Source organism: Acidomonas methanolica (assembly GCF_004346035.1).
Classification (GTDB): domain Bacteria; phylum Pseudomonadota; class Alphaproteobacteria; order Acetobacterales; family Acetobacteraceae; genus Acidomonas; species Acidomonas methanolica.
This window is the reverse complement of record NZ_SLZN01000059.1, coordinates 1-6902: the sequence shown is the minus strand read 5'-3', so window position 1 is coordinate 6902 and position 6902 is coordinate 1. Positions and strand designations below refer to the sequence as shown.

The 6902-nt window shown below is 62.1% G+C and carries 5 protein-coding genes and 1 pseudogene; 5 read left to right on the top strand and 1 reads right to left on the bottom strand.

Annotated features, from left to right (window positions below; translation table 11 throughout):
• Positions 1-212 (top strand): annotated as a pseudogene (locus EDC31_RS17980) (hypothetical protein); the annotation flags it as partial.
• 36 nt (positions 213-248) lie between these two features.
• Here EDC31_RS17980 and EDC31_RS16905 read toward each other — a convergent pair.
• Positions 249-1274: a helix-turn-helix transcriptional regulator gene (locus EDC31_RS16905; protein WP_042062530.1), complete on the bottom strand. Its 1026-nt coding sequence runs from the start codon at positions 1272-1274 to the stop codon at positions 249-251.
• 122 nt (positions 1275-1396) lie between these two features.
• On the opposite strand from EDC31_RS16905, the gene EDC31_RS16900 reads away from it, so the two are divergent.
• The 4 genes from EDC31_RS16900 (at position 1397) to EDC31_RS16885 (ending at position 6746) form a co-directional block, all read left to right on the top strand.
• On the top strand, positions 1397-2722 hold the full coding sequence (locus EDC31_RS16900) for an acyl-CoA dehydrogenase family protein (RefSeq protein WP_204366720.1): 1326 nt from the start codon (positions 1397-1399) through the stop codon (positions 2720-2722).
• Between the two features lie 75 nt (positions 2723-2797).
• Positions 2798-4021 carry a thiolase family protein gene (locus EDC31_RS16895; protein ID WP_042062528.1) on the top strand — a complete coding sequence of 408 codons (1224 nt, stop codon included), beginning with the start codon at positions 2798-2800 and terminating at the stop codon, positions 4019-4021.
• 26 nt (positions 4022-4047) lie between these two features.
• Entirely contained in the window at positions 4048-5640 is a 1593-nt protein-coding gene (locus tag EDC31_RS16890) for an AMP-binding protein (RefSeq protein WP_042062532.1), read from the top strand.
• Positions 5637-6746 (top strand): saccharopine dehydrogenase family protein, encoded by a 1110-nt coding sequence (locus tag EDC31_RS16885; protein ID WP_042062526.1) that lies wholly within the window; start codon positions 5637-5639, stop codon positions 6744-6746. The genes EDC31_RS16890 and EDC31_RS16885 overlap by 4 nt, the downstream gene beginning before the upstream one ends.
• Positions 6747-6902 lie beyond the last annotated feature (156 nt).

Below are 6902 nucleotides of genomic sequence, written 5' to 3'. Positions count from 1 at the left end.
CTGTGCCCGGATATCGTCGGCGATGCGGTTCCACGTCCGGTTCGGGCGGGACGGCCTGTCCGCCAGGGCTTCCGGGCCGCCCGTCCGATACAGATTCCGCCGTGCGCAATCTGTTCGCCCCGTCCCGCTCTGTCGACACCGCGCTTTCCCGTCACCTCCACCGCGTCCGGGCGTTCGCCCAGTGGAACGTCGCAACCACCCTCGCGGCCTGAAAACCCTGCAGCCAGAATGTCCACAAAGTCGTCGCGTTAACGTGACATCACCCGAAACGCTGTTGGCGGCATTCCTGACCATCTCTTGAACGCGCGGGAAAAGCTGGCCGTCTCAGCAAAGCCGAGCATCTCGGCGATACGGTCGATCTTCAGTGCCGACTTGGTCAGCATCTCCTGCGCGCGCTGGAAGCGGACCTGATCGACGACCGTCCCGAAGCTCGTTCCGCGTGCCGCCAACCAGCGATGCAGGCTGCGTTCCGAAATGCCGAGGGCGGATGCCGCGGATCGTGCGTCCGGAAAGCCGCGCGACGACCGCACCATTACCTCATAGAGTCGCGACAACAGTTCGTCACGGTTCGGAGCTGCGTCGATGAGCTGGGCACATAGATCGCGGTAGGTCTCCTCCAGCACAGGACTGGCCATTGGCAGTGGCAACGACCCGGCCCCGGGAGCGAACACCCATCGCGTCGTCGGAGCATCGAAGAGCACCGGAGCTCCCAGCACGGCCTCGCAATTCTCCCACCCAGGGGGGCGGTGCAGACGCGACTCAATCCGGACGATGGGAAAACGTGGAGGCTGCATGTCATTGAGGAACATCGTGACTGCGCCGAGAGCCCGCTCCTGGAGAAACTCGTGATACTCCTCAGGCGCGTGGCTATCATCGGCCAGGAGGGCGATCGGCGCTCCATCCTGATACTCGACGCAGTAGAACATCAGCGAGAACGTCAGGGCCTGGAACGTGCCCATGACCTCCAGTCCTTCCGCGACATTGGCTGCTGCCAGGACTGCGAGTCCAAGTGGCCCATAAGACATGACGCGGTAACGCAGCCCGGTCCGCATCCACAGTCCCGGTATATGACGGGTGACGGCGATGAAGGCCCTCTGAAATTGCAACTCGGTGTTGCCGTCTATCTCCGCTTTCGGATCCGTGAGAACGGAAGGATCGACGTGGGCCTCCGCCATCACGCCTGCCGCGTCGATGTTCGACTCGCGCAGCACCGCGCACATGATGCGAATACTCTGGGACGAGATGCGGATCACGCTCAGTCGGTCTGTGCGCATCTGATCGGTATCGGCGGTATGGCGGTTAAAGTCAAATGTTTGGCGGTTGCGGGTATGTTCTGGCGACTGATGAAGTGAGCAAAATGTGCCCAGATGCGCAGAAGTCGCACAGGGAGAGAAACGTGAATCAGCCTTTGTCCGTCAAGTCGCTCGACGACTATGCCGTGGGGACGCCACGCCCGTTCAGCCTTTGGGACGCCTCGCCCCGAGTGAAACTCGGACCACTCGGAACCGAGCCGGCGCTCTCGGATATCGTTGGAAGTCTGCAGACGACAATGCATGCTTTCGCGAAGAAGGTGATGCGCCCGATCGGCCGGCACCTCGACCGGCTCTCCGCGCAGGAGGTCGTCGATAAGGGGTCGCAGCTTTGGGAGTTCCGGCGCGCCTATGCCGAGCTGGGTATCTCCGTGGAAACGCTGGTGACCTTTCCCCCCGAAGATATGCCGGCGATTTTTACCATATTGTTCGAGGAACTGGGATGGGGCGATGCAGGTCTCTCCATCTCGGCCGGCGTCGACCTGCTTCCGCATTACATGGCGGCGAAGTTTGGCAACGACTTCGTTGCGAAGACCTATCCGGAGACGCTGGTTGGCTGCTGGGGCATTACCGAGCCCGATCATGGCAGCGACTCGCTCGACGCGAACGGGGCGATTTTCCATCAAGGCGGAAACTACGGCAGACCGAACTGCGTGGCGCGTATCAGCGACGGCAAGGTGACCATTCGAGGCCAGAAGTCGGCGTGGGTTTCGAACGGTCCGATTGCCGAACTGTGCATTCTCTATTGTGCAGCGGAAACCGGCGCCGGTGTCGATCCGCGGCGCGGTGCGGTCATCGTTGTTCCGCTCGACGCACCTGGCGTGTCGAAGGGGAAGCCTCTCGAGAAGATGGGCCAGCGTGCCCTGCCACAGGGCGAAATCTTCTTCGACGACGTGGAACTGGACATCGACCATCTGCTGGTCGCCCCGGAAGACTACAAGAAGGGCGTGTATGCGATCCACACGGAGGCGAATGCGCTGATGGGCGCGGCGTTCACAGGTGTGGCCCGCGCCGCCTATGAGCATGCGTTCGCTTATGCGCATGAGCGCAAGCAGGGCGGCGTACCCATCATCCGGCATCAGGACGTGGCCAAACGACTGTTCCACATGGCGCGTAAAGTCGAACTATCGAGGGCGATTACGCGCCGAATCGTGACCTTCAACATGACCAACGAAATGCCGGCCCTGCAGGCCGCGATGTTCGCGAAGGTGACGGCGACGCAGCATGCCTTCGAGGTCGCCAGCGATGCCATCCAGATGTTTGGCGGCAACGGTGTCGCGCTCGAGTATCCGGTGGAGAAAATCTTCCGAGATGCCCGCTCATCGCTGATCGAGGACGGGTGCAACGAGATCCTGTCGATCAAGGGCGGCGCCCTGCTCGCCGACCCTGATCTGCTTCCGCCCACGATCTAACGGCTCGCCTCATTCCGAAACGCTTCCCTCGGTCCCTCGGGTCGCGTTGGCGAAGCTATGCCGGACGGACATCAAATGAAACAGAATGCAATCATTGCTGGTGTTGGCATCACTCGGTTCGGCAAGCATCTCGACAGAGGGCTGGCTGACCTTGCGCTTGAAGCCATAGATCAGGCGGTAGCCGAGGCCGGCGTGCCGATCAACCGCATAGAAGCGGCCTGGGCCGGGACTGCTGGGGCGCCGCTGGTCACGGGCCAGGTCTGCGTCGCAGGTCAGGTCGTCCTTCGTCAGCGCGGTCTTGGACGTATCCCTGTGATCAACGTCGAGAATGCCTGCGCCACGGCATCCACGGCGTTCCAGCAGGCTTGCACGATGGTGACGCTCGGCGTCTACGATATCGTGCTCGCCTTCGGCATGGAGAAGCTCTACCATCCGGACAAGGACCGGCCGATGGCCGTCTACGCGGGGTGCGTCGACGTCGAGCATCCGGAAGTGCTCGATCACTACCTCGTCGGAGATCTGGCATATGCGGAACGGTTGACCGCGCCGCGCGACAGGCGGTCCCTGTTCATGGACATCTATGCCCGGATGGCGCGCGACTACATGTCGGCAAGCGGCGCGACCAAACGCGACTTTGCACATGTTTCCGCGAAGAACTCATACCACGGCAGCCTCAATCCGAACGCGCAATACCGTGACGTCCTGACCGCCGACCAGGTGCTGGCCGCCCGAACCATCTCGCCACCCCTGACACTGCCGATGTGCTCGCCCATCGGCGATGGGGCCGCCGCCGCGGTCATCATGTCTCCGCGCATGGCAAAGATCCTTGGTGTCGAAAGTCCGGTGCGCGTCCTCAGTTCGATCGTCGCAAGCGGATACGACGCCGGACCGGGTGCTCCAAGCATCACGACGACGATATCGCGCCAAGCCTACGCCGAAGCCTCGATCGACACGAAGGACATCAACTGCGTCGAGTTGCACGACGCAACTTCCCCGGCCGAGCTCATCTACTATGAGGCGCTCGGCCTGTGCGGGCCAGGGGAAGGGCCAGCGTTCCTTGCGAGCGGCGCGACCTCGTTAGGGGGGCGCTTACCCGTCAATACCTCCGGCGGTCTCGTCCGCAAGGGCCATCCGATCGGTGCAACAGGTCTCGGTCAGATCCACGAGCTCGTGCAGCAACTCCGCGGACGTGCAGGTTCCCGGCAGGTCGAAAATGCCCGGATTGCGCTGGCGGAGAACGGCGGTGGATTCATCGGCGACGACGCCGCTGCCGTTGCGATGACGGTCCTCGCGCAATGAATCCGGAACCGCGAACCCTGCTCAGGATGGTACTCGACGGCGCGGCCGCGCCGTCTGCCGAGCCCATCCTGACCTTCGTCGAGGTGAGGGCCGACGGTTCCCTGTCGGAATCCACCCGAACATACGGTGAGCTCCTCGAGAACGGCCGGCGCCTTGCGACGGCGCTGCTGGACCTCGGCATGAAGGAAGGCGATGCGTTCGCCATCATCATGCGCAACTATCCCGAGTTCGTGGAAGCCATGCTCGCATCGGAGGTTGTCGGTTCGGTCTTCGTGCCCATCGATCCGCGCACTCGCGGCGACAAGTTGAGCTACATGCTTCGCTTTGCGGGTTGCCGTGGCGCGATCGTCTCCGGTGAGGTCATCGACAACCTCGCACAGTTGCGCGAGGAGCTTCCGGAACTAACCTGGGTGCTTACGGTGGATACGGCCGCACGGGCGGACTGGCACCAGCCGCTTGCCGGCGCCGTTCGGCAATGCGAAGCCGCCGCCGATCCGATGCCACGACCGCTCAGCGCGCCGATGCAGATGCTCTACACCTCGGGAACGACCGGCGATCCGAAGGCAATCCTGGCCCCGAATGCGCGGTTCGCCATGACAGGGTCGCTTGGAGAGACGATCGGCCTGCAGCCAGGCGATCGTCTCTACACCGGACTGTCGCTGACCCATGCGAACGCCCAGCTCATTACCCTCGGCAACGGGCTGGCCCATCAACTGCCTGTCGTCATCAGCCGCACGTTCACGAAGTCGAGGCTCTGGGAGATCGTTTCCCGCTACCGGTGCACGACCATGAACCTGCTCGGTGGAATGGCGACCGCGATCTTTGCCGAGCCGCCCGGCCTTTTTGATCTGGCACACGACGTCAGGTTCGTCCTGAGCGCCGGGATGCCCATCTCCATGTGGCGTCCGTTCGAGGAGCGTTTCGGCGTCAAGGTTTTTGAGTTCTTCGGAGCGGCCGAAGGCGGTCTGACGCTGAACCCGCCTGGTGCGGGACCGGTGGCATCGATTGGCAAGGCCCCGCCAAGTCTGGCTTGCGAAATCCTCGACGAGGACGATCACATTCTCGGACCAGGTCAGCTGGGCGAAATCTGCTTCCGGAATGCCGATGGCAGCGTGACACCGATCACGTATTTCAAGAACCCGCAGGCGTCGGAAGCGAAGACACAGGGAGGGTGGTTCCGGACCGGCGACATCGGCTGGAAGGATGCTGACGGTTGGTTGTATTTTTCCCATCGCAGTGGCCAGTCAATTCGACGGAACGGCGATTTCATCAACCCTCGGGATATCGAGACGATGATCGCAGGCATGCCCGGCGTTGTCGACGTCTACGTGTATGGCGTCGCGACCAGCGCCAATACGCCGGGTGAGAAGGAAATCGTAGCGGCGGTCGTGGTCGGTCCCGACTGGTCGGGGCCAGCAGCGGTCTTCGAGCATTGCGCCCGGCAACTCGGATCGACCAGCGTTCCGAGTTTTGTCCAGATCCTGAATGAGATCCCCAAAACGGCATCCGAGAAGCCGCAGGATCGCTTTCTCATCGATTTGCTGATTCAGGACGAAGCAATGGTTTTCAACAAAAACGGACCTTCTAGGGTCCAGCCACAGGAGAGGATAACCCAATGACTGCGCCCGTCATCGTCTATGGTGCCAGCGGATACACCGGCAAGCTGATCGCGTGGCACCTTGCCGAAGCACGGATACCCTTCATTGCGGCTGGCCGCAGCAAGGAACGCCTTGATCAGCAGATGGCTCTCGTGCCGGAACTAGCCGGAGCCGATTATGAAACGCGGGAGGTTGCGCACGACGTCGCTTCGCTTATCGAACTCTTCAACGGCGCCAAAGTGGTCTACAATGTCGCCGGACCCTTCATGCAACTCGGTGAACCCGTCGTGGCGGCGGCTCTGGCGGCGGGTTGCCACTATCTCGACACCACTGGCGAGACCGACTGGATGGCGTTCATCCGGGATCGCTACGGCGACAAGTTCAAAGCTGCGGGTCTCCTTCTCGCTCCTGCGTCGTCGTATATGTGGACGGCGGGAAATGTCGCCGCGGAAATCGCGCTCGAGACGCCAGGCGTGGACTCGCTCGACATTCTTTATCTCACCGACTCGAGCACGAGCGTCGCTTCGACCAAGTCGTTCCTTCGGATGTGCACCAAGCCGCAATATCAGCTTGAGCATAACGAGCTTGTGATGTGGCCGTATGCGACGCCCTATGACGTGCGGTCGCCTGACCAGAACCGCCTGTTCAAGGCATTGCCTTGGGGTGGCGGTGGCGAGCCGCTTTGGTATCGCGATGACCCGCGAGTCACGAATTGCGCTGTTCTTGTTGGCTTCAAGAACCAGGGAATGTTCGGCGCCGTGCTGTCTGTTCTCGAACAGTTCGAACGGGACTATCGGCACCTCAGCGAAGCCGAGCAGGAAGACGTCACCAACCGGCTCGGGGGTGAGCTAACCGTCGTCGAGCCCGACCGTGAGATACCGGCCCGCAATCGCTCCGTTATCTCCTGTATCGGACGCGGGGACACGACCGGAGTTACCGTCACGATGCGTGGCAATTCGCCCTATCTCCAGACTGGCGCCCTCGCGGCAGAGGCATGCCGACGGATTCTGGACGGCCGGTTGCTGGCCACGGGTTTCGTCTCCCCCGCCAAGGCAATTGGCACCCGTGCCATCCTCAACGCCTGGGGCGAGCGTGGTTACCACTGCTGGGAGGCGCATCGAAACTAGCCCCCATTTCTCACACGACGATATGGCGCGGTCTGACGGAGCGTCGTCACCTATCTGTTTGGTCCCGTGGTTTGATGGTGCATTCTTCTCGCTGGAATGGAAGGAAGCGCTATGGGCCAGGTTCACCACGGAAGCGCCACGACGACATCGGCAGTC

Bases quoted from the DNA above. Each gene is read 5' to 3' on its own strand.
- EDC31_RS16905 (WP_042062530.1), bottom strand. From the start codon at position 1,274: ATGCGCACAGACCGACTGAGCGTGATCCGCATCTCGTCCCAGAGTATT.
- EDC31_RS16895 (WP_042062528.1), top strand. From the start codon at position 2,798: ATGAAACAGAATGCAATCATTGCTGGTGTTGGCATCACTCGGTTCGGC.
- EDC31_RS16890 (WP_042062532.1), top strand. From the start codon at position 4,048: ATGGTACTCGACGGCGCGGCCGCGCCGTCTGCCGAGCCCATCCTGACC.
- EDC31_RS16885 (WP_042062526.1), top strand. From the start codon at position 5,637: ATGACTGCGCCCGTCATCGTCTATGGTGCCAGCGGATACACCGGCAAG.